The sequence below is a fragment of the Allobosea sp. genome (genome assembly GCF_030694325.1).
In the GTDB taxonomy this organism is placed as follows: domain Bacteria; phylum Pseudomonadota; class Alphaproteobacteria; order Rhizobiales; family Beijerinckiaceae; genus Allobosea.
Genome location: NZ_JAUXYO010000026.1, coordinates 1 through 13,828 on the forward strand (window position 1 = coordinate 1; position 13,828 = coordinate 13,828).

Sequence of the window (13,828 nt, forward strand, 5' to 3'; positions counted from 1 at the left end):
GAGCGCTTCATCTCGCTGCGCTTGGGCGGCACGATCTTGTTGTCCTCGACAGAAATCGGCCCCTGCCCGTCCGGCGCACGCAGCTTCTCGATGCACTGCTTCATGATGCGCACCGACTGGCGCATCTCTTCCATGCGGATGCAGTAGCGATCGTAGCAGTCGCCGTTCTTGCCGATGGGGATGTCGAAATCCATTTCGCCATAGCACTCATAGGGCTGCGACTTGCGCAGGTCCCAGGCGGCGCCGGAGCCGCGCACCATCACGCCCGAGAAGCCCCATTTCCAGCAGGTCTCGAGATCGACGACGCCGATGTCGACATTGCGCTGCTTGAAGATGCGGTTGTCGGTCAGCAGGCCCTCGAGGTCGTCGCAGACCTGCTGGAACGGGTCGCACCATTCGGCGATGTCATGGATCAGAGAGGGCGGCAGATCCTGATGGACACCGCCGGGCCGGAAATAGGCGGCGTGCATGCGCGAACCCGAGGCGCGCTCATAGAACACCATCAGCTTCTCGCGCTCCTCGAAGCCCCAGAGCGGCGGCGTCAGCGCGCCGACGTCCATCGCCTGCGTGGTGACGTTGAGGATATGCGAGAGGATGCGGCCGATCTCGGAATAGAGCACGCGGATCAGCTGGCCGCGACGCGGCACCGTCACACCCATCAGCTTCTCGACCGCCAGGCAATAGGCGTGCTCCTGGTTCATCGGCGCGACATAGTCGAGCCGGTCGAAATAGGGCATCGCCTGGAGATAGGTCTTGGCCTCGATCAGCTTCTCGGTGCCGCGATGCAGCAGGCCGATATGCGGATCGACGCGCTCGACGATCTCGCCGTCGAGTTCCAGCACGAGCCGCAGCACGCCATGGGCGGCCGGGTGCTGCGGGCCGAAATTGATCGAGAAGTTCCGGATGTTGTGCTCTGACATGTCCGGCTCCGATCAGGCCGTCTTCGCTTTTTCGTCGCCCGGGAGAACGTATTCCGTTCCCTCCCACGGGCTCAGAAAGTCGAAATTCCTGAATTCCTGGTTGAGCTTCACCGGCTCGTAGACCACGCGCTTCTGCTCGTCGTCATAGCGGACCTCGACATAGCCGGTCAGCGGGAAGTCCTTGCGCAGTGGATAACCCTCGAAGCCGTAATCGGTGAGGATGCGGCGCAGGTCCGGATGGCCGGAGAACAGGATGCCGTAGAAGTCGTAGGCCTCGCGCTCGTACCAGTTCGCGGCTGGGAAGACCTCGATGATCGAGGGCACGGGCGTGGCCTCGTCGGTCTGGACCTTCACGCGGATGCGGCGGTTCGAATAGGGCGCCAGCAGATGGTAGACGACGTCGAAGCGCTTCTCGCGGCCGGGATAATCCGCGCCGGCGATGTCGGTGAAGTTGACGAAGCGGAAGCGGCGATCGCCGTAAAGCGTCTTCATCACTTCGACGATCGAGGCCGCCTCGGCATGAACCGTCAGTTCGTCGAAGGCGACGACGGCTTCGGTGACCGCGCCCGGAAGCGCCGCCTTGATCTCTTCGCCGAGTTGTACGAGCGCTTCGCTCATCATCTCACCTTCATTGCCCCACCAGCATGACCGGACTTGACCCGATCATCTCATGCAGGATTGGGCCCAATCCCTGTCGTGTCCGGCGCCTGTCCGTCGCAAGATGGTCGGGCAAAGCCCGACCATGACGCAAACGGCCTATCGCTCGATCGTGCCTGTCCGCCGGATCTTCTTCTGCAGCAGCAGCACGCCGTAGAGCAGTGCCTCCGCCGTCGGCGGGCAGCCCGGCACGTAGATGTCGATCGGCACGATGCGGTCGCAGCCGCGCACCACAGAATAGCTGTAGTGGTAGTAGCCGCCGCCATTGGCGCAGGAGCCCATCGAGATGACGTAGCGCGGCTCCGGCATCTGGTCGTAGACCTTGCGCAGCGCCGGAGCCATCTTGTTGGTCAGCGTGCCCGCGACGATCATCACGTCGGACTGGCGCGGTGAGGCGCGCGGCGCGAAGCCGAAGCGCTCGACGTCGTAGCGCGGCATCGAGAGCTGCATCATCTCGACGGCGCAGCAGGCGAGGCCGAAGGTCATCCACATCAGTGAGCCGGTGCGCGACCAGTTGATCAGGTCGTCGGTGGCGGTGACGAGGAAGCCCTTGTCGGCGAGTTCGCTGTTGATCGCGGTGAAGAACGGGTCGCGCTGGCCGACGGGAAGGCCGTCAGGGCCGAGCAGGCCCTTGGGCGCAGGGGCGACGAGCGGGTCACCGCGGTCGATCGCTGTCATAGCCATTCTCGTATCCTCGTGAACCGTAACCGTCAGATATGTCTCGCGCTTTCAGGCTGCGAGGCGACAGTTAGTCCCACTCCAGCGCACCCTTGCGCCACTCATAGACGAAGCCGACCGTGAGCACACCGAGGAACACCATCATCGACCAGAACCCATACCAGCCGAGCTCGCCGAAGGCGACCGCCCAGGGGAACAGGAAGGCCACCTCGAGATCGAAGATGATGAACAGGATCGCCACCAGATAGAAGCGCACGTCGAACTTCATGCGCGCGTCGTCGAAGGCGTTGAAGCCGCACTCATAGGCGGAGAGCTTCTCGGGATCCGGCTTCGAATAGGCGATCGCGAAGGGGGCGATCAGCAGCGCCAGCCCAATGAACGCCGAGACGCCGACGAAGATCACCAGCGGCAGATAGTCGTTCAGCAGGGACGGCACTGGAAGGGCTTGCATGGGCGTTCCCGCTCAACCGGATGGCGGCGACGTGCCGCGGGTGTCGATTAGACCCTCGATTAGAATGAAGCAAGACTTCGCCGCGCCGCAGCATCGCGCGGGAGGGTTGATTCCAGTGCAAGCATACCCGTTTGCGCGCTCGTCGTCCGGCGGCTCGACGACGTCTGCCGGAATTTCGCCGCAGAAAGCGGACTTGTCGCTAGCCGAGGCCGGCGCGACCCGACACACTCGCGCCGAATCGATTCAACCGAGCGGCGTGGCCGCCCATCGAGAAAGGCTCAGGATGCGCGTGCACCGTCGTCTCCTGCTCGCTTCACCGCTCCTGCTGCTGGCGGCTCTCGCACCGGCGGCCGGCGTCCGTGCCGAAGCGCTCGACCTCGCCCGTGCGAGCTGTGCGGACTTTACCGCGATGAGCGAGAACGACCGCAGCCAGCTCTCGCTCTGGCTGGCAGGCTATTTCGCCGGCAGCGCCATGCGCCCGCTGCTCGATCTCGAAAAGATCACGGCTGCGCCCGCCGCTCTGGTCGAACTCTGTGCCAAGTCGCCGCAGCTCGCGCTCGTCGGCGCCGAGACCCGCGCCATCTTCATCCCGGCACCCGCTCCCTGACCGTCATGCATCGCGCCCGGCTCGTCGCGTCGTCACTGGCGCTCGCCTGTGCCATGGACATCGCGGCCCTCGCTCAGGAGGGCACGATGATGCGCGCACCGCTGCCGCCGCAGCGCCCCTTCGATCTCGAACTGCCCGGAACCCCTGCCCTGCCGCCGATCATCGTCCCCGCGCCCGTCCCGGCACAGGATGGCCCGCCGCCCGACGCGAATTCGCCCATGACGAGCGAACCGGACGAGGGCGAGGGGCCGGAGTGGCCCCAACTGACGCCGGGTCAGAAAGCAGGCGCCGAGCCGGCCTACGATCCGAACGAAAAACCCGACCGGCCGGGCATCTCGACGGATCCGGGGACATCGATCACCTGCCTGCCGCCGCGGCTGAAACAGGTCCTGACCCAGATCGCGGACAAATACGGGGCGGTGAAGGTGACCTCGACCTGGCGTCCGCCGTGGCGGGCGCGGCGCGGCTCCTACCACAAGCGCTGTGAGGCGATGGATTTCCGCGTGCCGGGCGTGCGGCCGCGCAGCGTCATCGAATGGGTCCGGACGCTGCCCGATGTCGGCGGCCACAAGGTCTACTGGAACGGCATCCTGCATGTCGACACCGGGCCGCGCCGGCCCTGGTGAGAACGCTCACTCCGGCGCGCGCTCCATGCCCTTCTCGGCCAGGATGCGGCGGGCGGAATCGCTCTGCAGGAAGGCGAGGAAGGCCTTGCCCGCGACCGAGCCGGCCGCAGTCGCGGCGAGACCGCCGGTATAGACGGTGTAATTCTGGATTTCGGCCGGCAGCGGCCCGACCAGGACCGTGCCGGGGACGGCGAGGATCTCGCTGATCTGATGGATGGCGAGATCGGCCTCGCCAGTGACGAGCCGCTGTGCGACGAGCCCGCCCGGCACCAGCACCGCCTTGGCACGGACGGGCTCGGCGATGCCCATGGTCTCGAGCAGCTTGGAGAAATAAATCCCGCTGGAGCCGCCCGCGGCGGGGTCGATATAGGCAACCTTGCGGGCTTCAAGCAGCGCCGTCTTGAAGGCCGCCACGGTCGCGATGTCGGGGCGCTGCGCGCCTGCCTTCACGGCGACGCCGACCGAGGTCCGCGCCAGATTGACGGGCGTGCCGGCCGCGATCTTGCCGCTGGCGACGAGGTCCTTCACGGCAGCCGGTGTCAGCACCGCCACATCAAAGGCCTCGCCCCCGCCGATCCGGCGAAGCAGCCCGCCGGCCGTGTCATTGTCGATGACGAGCTTGTGGCCGGTGCTCGTCTCGAATTCGGCCGCGACGGCTGTGACGATCGGCTTGAAGGCGCCGGCGGTCAGCACCTTGATCTCGTCCGCCTCAGCTGACGCCGCGAGACAGGACAACAGGCCGGCGACGGCCAGGGCGGCGGCTGAACCAAGGCGCATGACGAACTCCCCCTGCCCGGGCAAGCGGGCTCCTCGACACGAGACCAACAGGACTAGGGGGTTGCCGTCAGCCGGGCAACGGGCCGGCGGCGCCGCCTCGCCGAACGCCGATCACAGCCTGGTGAGCGGCTGCCGGGAGTGCGCGACGTTCAGGCCGCCCGGGCCATCACGTCCTCGATCTCGCGATGGGTCCGCTGCAGCAGGCCGACGACGACCTCGTAGCTGTCGGGGCCCGGCGGTGTGGCGTCCTCGCGCGCCGCGCGCTCCATCTCGGCCGCCGCCGCCGCCAGGCGCTTCGCGCCGAGATTGGCGCTCATCGACTTCAGCGCATGGGCGCAACGCGCGATCCGCTCGCCGTCGCCCGCACGGGTCGCGTCCGCGAGGCGATCGGCCTCCTCCAGCGACGAAACGCGGTAGAGCTCGGCAATGCGCCGGGCGGTCTCGATCGAGCCATTGGTCATGGCGATCAGGTCGTGCAGGACCGCTTCGTCGAGACAGCCCTCCTCGGCGGCAACGGATTCGGGCGCAGGCTGCGGCGGCAGGCTGCCGCCCTGCCTCTGCCCCGGCGCCAGGGCCGCGATGACGCTGCCGAGCCGGGCGAGCGTGAAGGGCTTGTGGACGACATCGTCCATGTCGGCCTCGCGCCAGGCATCGGCCGCCGTGCCGACGACATGGGCAGTGAGCGCGACGATCGGCACGCGCGCCCGCCCCGTCTCGGCTTCGCGGGCGCGGATGGCGCGCGTGGCCTCGAAACCGTCGAGACCCGGCATGCTGCCATCCATCAGGATCAGATCGAAGCCCTCGCGCTCGACAGCGGCGACGGCCTGCAGGCCATCCTCGACGAAGCGCGCCGCGATGCCGAAGCGCCGCAGCGCCGCGTCGGCGACCTCGCGATTGACCTCGCTGTCATCGGCCACCAGCACGCGCAGCCCCGGAAACTGCAGGCTCTCCGGCGAGGCCGTGCCGGCCGTCCGGGCCCGCCGCAGCGGCTGTCCGTCCTGCAGCGCGGCGAGCAGGGCCGACAGGTCGCGCCGCTGCACTGGCCAGGTCAGTACCTCGGCGGCTCCGGCCCGGATCAGCGCGTCGGCGTCCTCGGACGGTCCGGCCACGACCACCACGGTCCCCGAACGGCAGCGACAGGCCGGCAGCCTGTCCGGCGAGGCGAGCACCAGATCGAAGCGCGCACTCTCCTGCGCGAGCACGGCGGCGTCGCTGCAGACGGCATAGCCGGCCCGCCCGAGTTCCTGTGCCAGCATCTCGCCGGTCTGCCCCCTGGAGAGAAGGATGCCCACCGTCCGGCCGGTCGCCATGGGGGCCGCGGCCTGCGCCGGCTCGGTCACGATCGGGAGCGCGAAGGAAAAGCAGCTGCCGGTCCCGACCGTGCTTTCCACCCGCAGCGTCCCGCCCATGGCGTCGACGCGTTGGCGGGCAATGGCGAGGCCGAGCCCGGTGCCGCCATGCGTGCGCGTGGTCGACTGATCGGCCTGCGAGAAGGATTCGAAGATCGTCCCGAGCTTGTCGGCGGGAATGCCGATGCCGGTATCGGAGACCGCAAAGCGCAGCCAACCCTCGCCCTCGCGGGTCAGGGCGACCGTCACGCCGCCGGCCTCGGTGAACTTCAGCGCGTTGTTGACGAGGTTGGCGAGAACCTGCCCGAGGCGGACCGGATCGGCCTGCACCGTCAGGCCCGGCGGTGTCGCGATCGACCCGCAGAGATCGAGCGTCTTCGAGCGAGCCCGGTCGCCGAAGAGCTGGAGGACGGAATCGACGGCTTCCTCGGGATCGATCTCCAGCGCCTCGACCTCGAGCTTGCCGGCCTCGATCTTCGAGATGTCGAGAATGTCGTTGATGATGGCCAGCAGGCTGGTGCCCGAGCGCGCGATCACCTCCGCCTGGCGCCGGGCGCGATCCGGCAGTTCGCCGGCCGCCAGCAGCTCTGCCATGACGAGGATGCCGTTCATCGGCGTGCGGATCTCATGGCTCATCGTCGCCAGAAAATCGGATTTGGCCTGGTTTGCCTGATCGGCGGAATGCGCGGCGCGCTGGTAGTCGGCGGTGCGGTCGGCGACCTCGCGCTCCAGCTTGTCGCGGTGGTCGGCCAGCCGGCGATCGCGCTCGCGGATGTCGCCGATCATGCCGTTGAAGCTGTCGACGAGGATGCCGATCTCGTCGCGGGAGGTCGCGGCGAGGGTGACGGAATAGTCGTGCTCGCGACGCACGCGCATCATCGTCTGCGTCAGGGCGCCGAGCGGGCCGGTGATGGGGCCCTGCAGCCGCAGCGCCAGGGCGACCGCCAGCAGCGTCGCGACGGCTCCCGTCAGCAGCGTGCCGGTGACCGCGCGACCGATCAGCTCCGGCAGGTCGCGCGTGTCGGCGATGATGCGCAGACTGCCGACCGGAACGCCGCCATGGATGACGGGGACGACCGCCTCCATCGTGCGGCTGCGCAGGATCGCGGGCAGCGACCAGCGCGTGTCAACCCCCTCCACGACGAGATCGCCGGCGAGTTGCTCGGCCGCCCCGATCTCGGCCAGCGGCCGGCCGTCAGCCGTCTCGATGCCGGCGAAGACGATGCCCTTCAGGCGGGCGATGGCGTTGATCGCCTGCGCCGTGGAGACGGAATCCTGGTCCGCGACGGGCGTCGCGGCCGCGGCAGCGATCGCATGGGCCGTGTTCAGGAGCGCGTCGCGCCGCGACTGGCCATAGCTTTCGGTTTCGCGCCAGACGCTCACGCCGACGAGGAAGGCACTGGCCAACAGCGTCGCGCTCACGACGAGCAGGATCAGCCGGCTGCGAATGGACAATTGGGGGCGCAGGGTCATGCCGCAGGATAGGTCGCTCATGCTTTCGCAATTCCAAACAACGGTCCCGGAATCTGGAACGAGCCGGAACTGTTTGTTTGGAACTCGCTGGCAGGGTCATCGCCTCAGGCACCAGAACAGTGCCCTCGGAGCGATGCGATGACGATGGCCGAAGCAGCCGCGATCCCATTCAGTTACGTGCTGTGCGATCAGCTCGCGATCCTTGCTGTCGATGACGACCCGATCCAGCGCGAATTCTGCACGGTCTATCTCGCTTCTCCCCAAGCCGAGATCATGACCGCCGCATCGGCGGAAGAAGGGCTGGCGTTGTTGGAGCGGCAGCGATTCGACGTCGCGCTGGTCGATGTCGACATGCCCGGGATCAACGGCATCGAGATGGTCCGCCGCATCCGGGCGGATCGCCGGTTCGACGGTCTCCCGGTGATGGTGATCACCGGCCGCGAAGATGTTCTTTCGATCGACCTGGCCTACGCGGCCGGCGCGACCTCCTTCATGTGCAAACCGGTCAACTGGCGGCTGCTCGGCCATCAGATCCGGTTCCTGGTGCGGGCGCATCGCGCCCTGGCGGCGGCCTGAAATGGGCGGGCGCCTGACAGCGGCAATCGGACGGCTGCGCCGCGACCAGCGGGGCGGCGCGCTGGTGATGCTCGGCGTGGCCCTGCCGGCCCTGATGATGGCCGCGGGCGTCGTGATCGATTACGGCGTGCTCTCCGAGCAGCGCACGGCCTTCCAGACGGTGGCCGACGGCTCCGCGCTCGCAGCCGCCCGCGAGTTCCGGCTCGCCAATGCGACGCCGACCGGTGTGCAATCGGCTGCCGAGAAATTCGCGACGACGCAGCTCAAGGCGCTCAACCAGACCGGGACGATCGCGGCGGCCGTCGACGTGAAGAAGATGACCGTCACCGTCGAGGTGACGAATGTGGCCCGCACGAACATCATGCACATGTTCGGCTCGGACAACGTCACCATCAGCGCGCGCGCAACCGCCCGCGTGCTCGGTACCGCCGCGATCTGCGTCATCGGGCTCGAGACAAGCAAAAAAGAAACGATTCACCTCGAGAAGGACGCCAAGCTCGAGGCGCCGGAATGCGCCGTCTATTCCAATTCCACCTCGCGCGATGGGCTGAAGGCGATGCATAACTCGCAGCTCCGCGCGCGCTTCATCTGCTCGGCCGGCGGCTCCTACAAGGACAAGCATGACAGCTTCCAGCCCAGCCCCACGCTGGACTGTCCGGTGCTCGCCGATCCGCTCGCCTCGCGTCCGCCTCCATCGATCGGTGGCTGCAGCGCCAACGACCTGAAGATCACCTCCACCACGATGCTGAGCCCCGGCACCTATTGCGGCGGCGTTCGGATCGGCAAGGGAGCCGTGGTGACGCTCAATCCCGGCGTCTACGTCTTCAAGGACGGCCCGCTCGACGTGTCCGGCGGCGCCACTCTCAAGGGCGCGAATGTCGGGATTTATCTCAACGGCAAGGGGGCGGTGCTGCGCTTCGACGCCGACACCAAAATCGACCTCACGGCCCCCCAGAACGGCGTGATGGCGGGCATCCTGTTCTTCGAGGACCGGAGTTCGCCGGTCAACCAGAAGCACGAGATCCTGAGCAACGACGCCAAAGTGCTGCTCGGCACGCTCTACTTCCCCCAGGGCGAACTGAACATCGGCGCCAGCAAGCCGGTGGCGGCGGAATCAGCCTATACGATCGTGGTGGCGCGCCGCTTCACCCTTTCGGCCGGCCCGACCATGGTGCTGAACGCGAAGTATTCCTCGACCAACATCCCCGTGCCGGAAGGCGTGGGACCGGGCTCGACCGCCGCCCATCTGGCACGCTGAGGCGCCCGCACCGCCGTCAGCGGTTCGCCGGCCAGCCGGCTCGGACGAACGCGTCGATCTCGTCGGCGCTGACGGCCGGCGAGAAGAGATAGCCCTGCAGCTGATGGCAGCCCGCGACGCGCAGGAACTGCTGCTGGGCCGCGGTTTCGACCCCCTCCGCCACCACCTTCAAGCCCAGCGCCCGCGACAGGGCGGTGACCGCATGGACGATCGCCGCCGCCTTCAGCTCGCCGGTTCCATCGATCAGCGACTTGTCGAGCTTCAGCTTGTCGATCGGCAGCTTCTGCAGATAGGCGAGGCTCGAATAGCCGGTGCCGAAGTCGTCCAACGCGATCCGGATACCGCTGCGCCGAAGGACGTCCATCGTCTCGATCGCGCGTTCGAAATTCTCGATGATCCCGCTCTCGAGCAGTTCCAACTCTATCTGGGTCGGTGCGTTGCCGATCTCCGCGATCACGGCCAGGAGCCTGTGCGCGAAATCCGGCGCCTGAAACTGCCGCGCGCTGACGTTGATCGCGATAGCGAGCTGCGGCCAGCGCAAACCGTCCGTCAGCGCCTGGCGAATCACCCACCAGTCGAGGGCGTCAGCCTCGGCATCGTCGGCGAGGCGATCGAGGATGGCACCGGGACCTGAGACCGATCCGTCCGGGGCGACGGCGCGCAAGAGACATTCGAGTCCGATCAACACCTTCCCGTCGGTGCTGACCTGCGGCTGATAATAAAGGCGGGCGCTCGTGATGGTCGGGTTTCCCGATTGCTGCATAGGGCCGCTCGCGCGATTCGGCGGAGCGCTCGCAATGCTTCGATCGGGTCAGCCATAGTCGATCGGCCATCGCCTCACAATGCGCGGCGATGCGCGGGCCGCATGTCGGTCGTCCGGCCGCCGCCCTTCAGACGAAGCCGGTGCGCCGGCGGTGATCGGCCGTCGCGTCGCTCGTCAGCAACTTGACCAAGTCCTGCGCCGGTACGGATTTCGACGCCCGCGTGGTGACCCCGGCCGTATAGCGGGTGGCGAGGCTCAGGCCCGGCGGGAGTTCGGCAACGAGAGCCACTCCGGCGACGGCCTTGATCTCTGTCACCTGGGTGCAGCCGATCGGGTGCGCTTCCGGCGCGCTTGCGAGCGCCGCCATGGCCGAGGCGCCATTGGGATAAGTGCGCAGACGATCCGCCACCGTCGCCCCGATGCCCAGCTTGTCGATGACCCCGGCGAAGTGGATCCCGGCCGTCGCCAGCTTGGGATCCGGGAAATAGATCGCGTCGGCTGCCAGCAGTGCCTCGCGCAAAGCGGCCCCATCGCCGACGGGTGGCACGGGGTCGCCGTCGCGCACCGCGATCGCGGTTTCGACATCGCCGAGATCCGCGACGCTGTCGGGCGCGACGAGGCCGCCTGCGACCAGTTCGGCGACGATGGCCGCCGTGAGAATGACGACATCGGGCTGCGCGCCTTCGGCGAGCCTCGCCCGCATCGCCCCGACGGCGCCGAACTGTCCTTCGATGCCATGGCCGGTGGCCTGCCGAAACGCCGGCTCGACCGCCCGGACCAGGGCCTGGGCGGCGCCGCCGCTGAGAATGTTGATGTCGGGCATCGACTACTCCATCGCCGCGATGATGCGGTCGCGCGTGATCGGCATCTGGCGCACCCTGACGCCGAGCGCCGCATGAACGGCGTTGGCGAGGGCAGCCGCGGTCGGCCCCTGCGCGCATTCGCCGGCGCCGAGCGGCGGAAGGTCGAGCCGGGGCACGATCTCGACGGTGACCTCCGGGACCTCGCCGAAGCGCAGAATCGGGTAGCTTTCCCAGGACGCGCTGGTCACCTCTTCACGGGTGAAGGCGACCTCCTCCTTCAGCGTCCAGCTCGTGGCCTGGACCGCTCCGCCCTCGATCTGGTTGGCGACGCCGTCTGGATTGATCGCCTCGCCGACATCGACCGCGATCCAGAGCTGCGTCGCGCGAGGCTCGGCCGCGAGGTCGATCTCGGCGACGACGGCGCAATAGGCGCCGGTGTTCTTGTAGCGCGCGAAGGCGAGGCCGCGTCCCCTGCCCTCCGCGACTGCGCCGCCCCAATCCGCATTCGCCGCGGCTCGCTCCAGCACGGTGCGCGCGCGCTCATCTGAAAGATGGCGGAGACGGAAGGCGAGCGGGTCCTCGCCCTGCTCATGCGCGATCTCGTCCATCATCGATTCGATGGCGAAGACATTGCCGAAGGCCCCGAGCGCGCGCATCGACGAGGTCCGCAGTGGCATGGTCAGCAGGCGGTTCTTGGCGATGCGCCAGGCGGGGAAGTCGTAGAGCGGGACCGCGTTGCGCTGGGCACCGCCGCCACCGGCCAGAGGCGGGTCCTGCGAGATGTAGAGCGGGAACGGCTTTTCCAGGTCGAAACTCGCCAGCAGGGCCGGGCTGCCGGCGCGACCCGGCCGGGCGACATAGCCGTTGCTCCAGATCTCGTGGCTCCAGCCGGCGATGCGGCCGTCCTCCCCGACCTCGGCGGCGATCTCGATCGCCATCGCGGCCCCGAAAGGCGACCGGGCCAGTTCGTCGGCGCGCGACCAGCGCAGGCGCACGGGGCGGCCGGGAACGGCGCGCGCCAGCAGCGCGGCATCGAGTGCGGCATCGTCAGCGCCGTTATGGCCGTAGCATCCGGCGCCCTCGGCATGTCCGACGACGATTCCGTCCTCCGGCAGGCCGAAGACGAGCGCAAGATCCGCCCGCAGATTGAAGATGCCCTGGCTGTGGGTGAGGACCCGCAGGCCATCCTCCGCCCAGGTGGCGATCGCGCAGGAGGGGCCGATCGAGGCATGGGCGAGATAAGGCTTGAGATAGCGGCGCACCAATCGGCGGGTCCCGGGCGATGGCGCCGCGCCTTCGCGGAGATCGACGATGGACGCTTCCGCCGGCTCGCCTTGCAGCCAGGGGGAGAGATCATGCTGGTCCGGCAGCGGAAAGCCGCCCGCCCAGCGCGCCGCGGTGGCGAGACGGGCGAGGCCGGCCTCGGCCTGGACCTCGCTCTCGCAGACGAGGCCGAGGAAACTGCCGTCGCGCACCAGCGCGATCAGCCCGTCGAGGCCCGCCAGTGCCGCCTCGTCGAGGCTCTCCAGCGTCGCGCCGGGGCGCAGCGGGCGCAGCACCCGGCCATGGACCATGCCGGGTTCGTCGAGATCGTGGATGAAGGGCCGCGTGCCGAAGACCTTGCCGGCGAGGTCGATGCGCGGGACCGGGCGACCCGTGAGGGTGCGGGCACCTGGAGCCTTCGGCTGCACCGCTGGATCGGCGGGACGGGCGAGCGAGACCTTGTCGGCCAATTCCCAATAGCTCGTGGCGAGATTGCCGGGGCCGGTGATGGCGCCGTCCTCGACCGAGAGCGCCTCCTGCGGCACCGACAACAGCCGTGCGGCCTCGGCGAGCAAGAGCCCGCGCGTCTGCGCCGCTGCGAGCCGCACCGACAGGCCGCAATCGGAAACGGAGAGGCTGCCCGACGTCACGCCTTCATTGGGGCTCGCCGCCGTATCGGCGGGCCGCAGGCGCACGCGCTCGATGGCGATGTCGAGTTCGTCGGCGCAGATCTGGGCGAGCGCGGTGAGGATGCCCTGTCCGATCTCGACCTTGCCGGGTGAGAGCGTGACGTGGCCCTCGGGCGCGATCGACAGCCAGCGATCGAGCTGCGGCGTGACCCGCAGACCCAGGGGAAGGACGGCCTCGGCGCTCATGCCGCGCGGTCCCTCATGGCGGCGGCGCGGCGGACGGCGCGCAGGATGCGGTTATGCGCGCCGCAGCGGCAGAGATTGGGGTCCAGCGCCGCCCTGATGGCGGCGTCGTCGGGATCGGGGCTTCGCGCCAGCAGGGCCGCCGCGCTGACGACGATGCCGGAGATGCAGTAGCCGCATTGCGCAGCCTGCTCGGCAATCAGCGCCGCCTGGACGGGATGGGGCGCGTCGGCCGTGCCCAGCCCTTCCGGCGTCGTGACGGCGCGCCCCGCGACCGACCAGAGCGGCGTGTTGCAGGAGGCGACGGGGTGGCCGTCGACGAGGACGCGGCAGGCGCCGCAGAGCCCCTCGCCGCAGCCGAAACGTGCCGCCTTCAGGCCGAGCTCGCCGCGCAGAACGTCGAGCAGCATCGTCTCCGGAACCGCGTTGACGGTGAGGCCCGCACCATTGACGGTCAGTCGCGTGCCGGCCTCCATCGCCTCAATTCACCTTGATGTTCGCGGCCTCGATGATCTTCGCCCATTTGGCGATGTCGGCCTTGATGAACTCGCCGAACTGGGCCGGGCTCATATCCATGCCGGCTGTGCCCTGCTTGGCCCAGGCCGCCTTCACCTCAGGCCGTGCCTGCGCCTTGCGGATCTCGGCGTTGAGCTGATCGATGACGGGCTGCGGCGTGCCGGCCGGCGCGTTGAGGCCGAACCACAGCGCCGAGTCGAAGCCGGCGATCCCGCCTTCGGCGAAGGTGGCCACCTCGG

At 68.4% G+C, this 13,828-nt stretch carries 15 protein-coding genes; 4 read left to right on the forward strand and 11 right to left on the reverse strand.

The genetic code is table 11. The features are described from left to right. The 4 genes from Q8M82_RS01135 to Q8M82_RS01150 form a co-directional block, all read right to left on the reverse strand. Nucleotides 1-920 (reverse strand): NADH-quinone oxidoreductase subunit D (locus tag Q8M82_RS01135; RefSeq protein WP_305689549.1); only part of this gene is annotated, 920 nt, incomplete at its 3' end. Between the two features lie 12 nt (nucleotides 921-932). Then, nucleotides 933-1,538 (reverse strand): NADH-quinone oxidoreductase subunit C, encoded by a 606-nt coding sequence (locus Q8M82_RS01140; protein ID WP_305689550.1) that lies wholly within the window; start codon nucleotides 1,536-1,538, stop codon nucleotides 933-935. Between the two features lie 138 nt (nucleotides 1,539-1,676). Then, nucleotides 1,677-2,255: a NuoB/complex I 20 kDa subunit family protein gene (locus Q8M82_RS01145; RefSeq protein ID WP_371126199.1), complete on the reverse strand. Its 579-nt coding sequence runs from the start codon at nucleotides 2,253-2,255 to the stop codon at nucleotides 1,677-1,679. A gap of 70 nt (nucleotides 2,256-2,325) precedes the next feature. Further along, nucleotides 2,326-2,706 carry an NADH-quinone oxidoreductase subunit A gene (locus Q8M82_RS01150; protein WP_371126198.1) on the reverse strand — a complete coding sequence of 127 codons (381 nt, stop codon included), beginning with the start codon at nucleotides 2,704-2,706 and terminating at the stop codon, nucleotides 2,326-2,328. Between the two features lie 289 nt (nucleotides 2,707-2,995). Here Q8M82_RS01150 and Q8M82_RS01155 point away from each other — a divergent pair, with 289 nt between their 5' ends. Beyond that, nucleotides 2,996-3,313 carry an HdeA/HdeB family chaperone gene (locus tag Q8M82_RS01155; RefSeq protein ID WP_305689552.1) on the forward strand — a complete coding sequence of 106 codons (318 nt, stop codon included), beginning with the start codon at nucleotides 2,996-2,998 and terminating at the stop codon, nucleotides 3,311-3,313. Nucleotides 3,314-3,318: 5 nt separating this feature from the next. Continuing rightward, a complete protein-coding gene (locus Q8M82_RS01160) occupies nucleotides 3,319-3,939 on the forward strand; it encodes a YcbK family protein (RefSeq protein WP_305689553.1) in 621 nt (206 codons plus the stop codon). A gap of 6 nt (nucleotides 3,940-3,945) precedes the next feature. Here the strand turns inward: Q8M82_RS01160 and Q8M82_RS01165 are convergent, their stop codons facing one another. Next, nucleotides 3,946-4,716, reverse strand: coding sequence for a molybdate ABC transporter substrate-binding protein (locus Q8M82_RS01165; protein ID WP_305689554.1), 771 nt, complete (start codon nucleotides 4,714-4,716; stop codon nucleotides 3,946-3,948). 149 nt (nucleotides 4,717-4,865) lie between these two features. After that, on the reverse strand, nucleotides 4,866-7,559 hold the full coding sequence (locus Q8M82_RS01170; RefSeq protein ID WP_305689555.1) for an ATP-binding protein: 2,694 nt from the start codon (nucleotides 7,557-7,559) through the stop codon (nucleotides 4,866-4,868). A 117-nt stretch (nucleotides 7,560-7,676) separates the two neighbouring features. Between Q8M82_RS01170 and Q8M82_RS01175 the strand changes: the two genes are divergently transcribed. Both Q8M82_RS01175 and Q8M82_RS01180 read left to right on the forward strand, forming a co-directional pair. After that, a complete protein-coding gene (locus Q8M82_RS01175) occupies nucleotides 7,677-8,114 on the forward strand; it encodes a response regulator (protein ID WP_305689556.1) in 438 nt (145 codons plus the stop codon). 1 nt (nucleotide 8,115) lies between these two features. Beyond that, a complete protein-coding gene (locus Q8M82_RS01180) occupies nucleotides 8,116-9,372 on the forward strand; it encodes a TadE/TadG family type IV pilus assembly protein (RefSeq protein ID WP_305689557.1) in 1,257 nt (418 codons plus the stop codon). 16 nt (nucleotides 9,373-9,388) lie between these two features. Here the strand turns inward: Q8M82_RS01180 and Q8M82_RS01185 are convergent, their stop codons facing one another. The 5 genes from Q8M82_RS01185 to Q8M82_RS01205 all read right to left on the reverse strand — a co-directional run. After that, nucleotides 9,389-10,135 (reverse strand): EAL domain-containing protein, encoded by a 747-nt coding sequence (locus Q8M82_RS01185; protein WP_305689558.1) that lies wholly within the window; start codon nucleotides 10,133-10,135, stop codon nucleotides 9,389-9,391. A gap of 127 nt (nucleotides 10,136-10,262) precedes the next feature. Next, on the reverse strand, nucleotides 10,263-10,958 hold the full coding sequence (locus tag Q8M82_RS01190; RefSeq protein ID WP_305689559.1) for a substrate-binding domain-containing protein: 696 nt from the start codon (nucleotides 10,956-10,958) through the stop codon (nucleotides 10,263-10,265). 3 nt (nucleotides 10,959-10,961) lie between these two features. Beyond that, nucleotides 10,962-13,076: a molybdopterin cofactor-binding domain-containing protein gene (locus tag Q8M82_RS01195; protein ID WP_305689560.1), complete on the reverse strand. Its 2,115-nt coding sequence runs from the start codon at nucleotides 13,074-13,076 to the stop codon at nucleotides 10,962-10,964. Next, nucleotides 13,073-13,549 (reverse strand): (2Fe-2S)-binding protein, encoded by a 477-nt coding sequence (locus tag Q8M82_RS01200; protein WP_305689561.1) that lies wholly within the window; start codon nucleotides 13,547-13,549, stop codon nucleotides 13,073-13,075. The genes Q8M82_RS01195 and Q8M82_RS01200 overlap by 4 nt, the downstream gene beginning before the upstream one ends. A 4-nt stretch (nucleotides 13,550-13,553) precedes the next feature. Further along, on the reverse strand, nucleotides 13,554-13,828 hold a 275-nt coding region (locus tag Q8M82_RS01205), incomplete at its 5' end, for a Bug family tripartite tricarboxylate transporter substrate binding protein (protein ID WP_305689562.1).